This window comes from Mesorhizobium sp. M7A.F.Ca.AU.001.01.1.1 (assembly GCF_004022735.1).
GTDB lineage: Bacteria > Pseudomonadota > Alphaproteobacteria > Rhizobiales > Rhizobiaceae > Mesorhizobium > Mesorhizobium ciceri.
In genome coordinates, this window is the sequence record NZ_RZPF01000911.1 from 1 (window position 1) to 2217 (window position 2217).

The 2217-nt window shown below is 62.1% G+C and carries 3 protein-coding genes; all 3 read left to right on the forward strand.

All coding sequences use genetic code 11. The annotated features are described in order from the left end of the window. Window positions 1-304: 304 nt before the first annotated feature. On the forward strand, window positions 305-1372 hold the full coding sequence (trpS, locus tag EN884_RS33840; protein ID WP_013528062.1) for a tryptophan--tRNA ligase: 1068 nt from the start codon (window positions 305-307) through the stop codon (window positions 1370-1372). 92 nt (window positions 1373-1464) lie between these two features. Further along, on the forward strand, window positions 1465-1956 hold the full coding sequence (locus EN884_RS33845; protein ID WP_013528063.1) for a universal stress protein: 492 nt from the start codon (window positions 1465-1467) through the stop codon (window positions 1954-1956). A 189-nt stretch (window positions 1957-2145) separates the two neighbouring features. Further along, window positions 2146-2217 (forward strand): NifU N-terminal domain-containing protein (locus EN884_RS33850; protein ID WP_206617719.1); only part of this gene is annotated, 72 nt, incomplete at its 3' end.

The following is a 2217-nucleotide window of genomic DNA, read 5'->3' on the forward strand; positions in this document are numbered from 1 at the left end:
CGGGTGGGGCGCTGCTGTACTTCATCACGGCGTTTGCCACCGGCGGCGCCGATTTCGGCATGATCCGTCGCAACGTCAAGCGGGGATCTGGCAAGTCGGCGCCACCGATCGCAAAGACCGACCTGGACGAGTAGCGCCCGACACGCTCGCAGCGCCGTCTTGATCGCAGCGCCGTCTTCGTCCATAAGCGCGCCGTCGCAAGACTTTCGCCGCGCGCGGTTTCCAGCCGCGTGATTGGCTCCGAAAAGTCTGCAACTTTTCGGAATCACGCTTATACGGCCCTCCACAAGCCATGAGGACAATCATGACCGCCTTCAAGCCACTCGTCTTTTCCGGTGTCCAGCCGACCGGCAATCTGCATCTCGGCAATTATCTCGGCGCCATCAAGAAATTCGTTGCCCTGCAGGACACCTCCGATTGCATCTATTGCGTCGTCGACCTGCATTCGCTGACAGCCCAACTCGTTTATGAAGACCTGGCCGACCAGACGCGGTCGATCACTGCGGCGTTCCTGGCCTCCGGCATCGATCCGAAGAAGCACATCGTCTTCAACCAGTCACGGGTCATGCAGCACGCCGAGCTTGCCTGGATCTTCAATTGCGTGGCGCGCATCGGCTGGATGAACCGCATGACGCAGTTCAAGGACAAGGCCGGCAAGGACCGCGAGAATGCCTCGCTCGGCCTGCTCGCCTATCCCTCGCTGATGGCTGCCGACATCCTGCTCTACCGTGCCACCCACGTCCCTGTCGGTGAGGACCAGAAACAACATCTGGAGCTCACCCGCGACATCGCGCAGAAATTCAACAACGACTTCTCCGACCGTATCGCAGCGCTCGGCGTCGGCGTCGAGATGCAGGTCGGCGAAGAGACCGTGAACGGCTATTTCCCGCTGACCGAGCCGGTCATCGGCGGGCCGGCGGCGCGCATCATGTCGCTGCGCGACGGCTCCAAGAAGATGTCCAAATCGGACCCGTCTGATCTGTCGCGCATCAACCTGACCGACGACGCCGATGACATCTCGAAGAAGATCCGCAAGGCCAAGACCGATCCGGAAGCGTTGCCGAGCGAGCTGGATGGCCTGGCCGGCCGGCCCGAGGCAGAAAACCTGGTCGGCATCTATGCGGGTCTCGCCGAGATGTCGAAGGCGGATGTGCTCAAGCAATTCGCCGGCCAGCAGTTTTCCGTGTTCAAGCCGGCCTTGGCCGATCTTGCTGTGGAAAAACTGGCGCCGATCGCCAGCGAGATGCGCCGCATTTCGGATGACCGCGCCTATGTCGACGCGGTGCTCAAGGACGGCGGCGAGCGCGCCGGCGTGCTGGCCGAAGCGACGATGAAGACGGTGCGCGACATTATCGGCCTGCTGCAGGGCTGATCGCGACATCGGGTGCACTGGCACAAGGCCGGCGGCTTGCCGCCGGTCCGCCGCAGTGGCAGATTGCGCCGCAAGACACCGAGTAGATAGACATGGTCTCCAAACGCCTCAGCCGCGAAGCCGGCCATCGCAGGAAATTCCTGACGATCATCGACGACACGCCGGAATGCGAGCGTGCCGTCGCCTATGCCTCGAAACGGGCGCAGAGCACCAGCGGCACGCTGGTGCTGCTCTATGTCATCGTGCCGGACGATTTCCAGCATTGGCTGGGTGTCGAGAAGATCATGCGCGAGGAAGCTAACGCCACGGCGCGCGCCGCACTCGACAGCTATGCCAACAAGGTGCGCCAGAAGCTCGGCATCGAGCCCGAGATGGTGGTCCGCGAAGGCAAGCCGACGGAAGAGATTCACAAATTGATCGAGGAAGACCAGGACATCGCCATCCTGGTGCTGGCCGCCGGTGCGGGCAAGGAAGGCCCGGGACCGCTGGTCGGCGCCGTGGCCGGCAAGGGTGCCGCCTTCCCGATCCCGGTGACTGTCGTGCCGCAGAACCTTTCGGACGAGGAAATAGACAGCCTGGCCTGAGGTGTGCTGATTTTCAGGTGATGCCGGCCTGACCTGAATCTCAACACACCTTCGGGCGCGTCCCAGGGGCGCGCAAAAAACATTCCGCCAGCCAGCCATTCCGGCGATGCGTTTCGCTTGAATGTCCAGCCAATTGAGCCTATTTAGAATTGTTCCAAACTAGATGCCCAACCGGGCACGGAGACGGCCATGTTCATCCAGACCGAATCGACGCCAAACCCGGCGACGCTGAAATTCCTGCCCGGCAAGGAAGTGCTTGTG

What these genes read in the sequence shown, in the direction of transcription:
- trpS (WP_013528062.1), top strand. Translation starts at nt 305, where the DNA reads ATGACCGCCTTCAAGCCACTCGTCTTTTCCGGTGTCCAGCCGACCGGC.
- EN884_RS33845 (WP_013528063.1), top strand. Translation starts at nt 1,465, where the DNA reads ATGGTCTCCAAACGCCTCAGCCGCGAAGCCGGCCATCGCAGGAAATTC.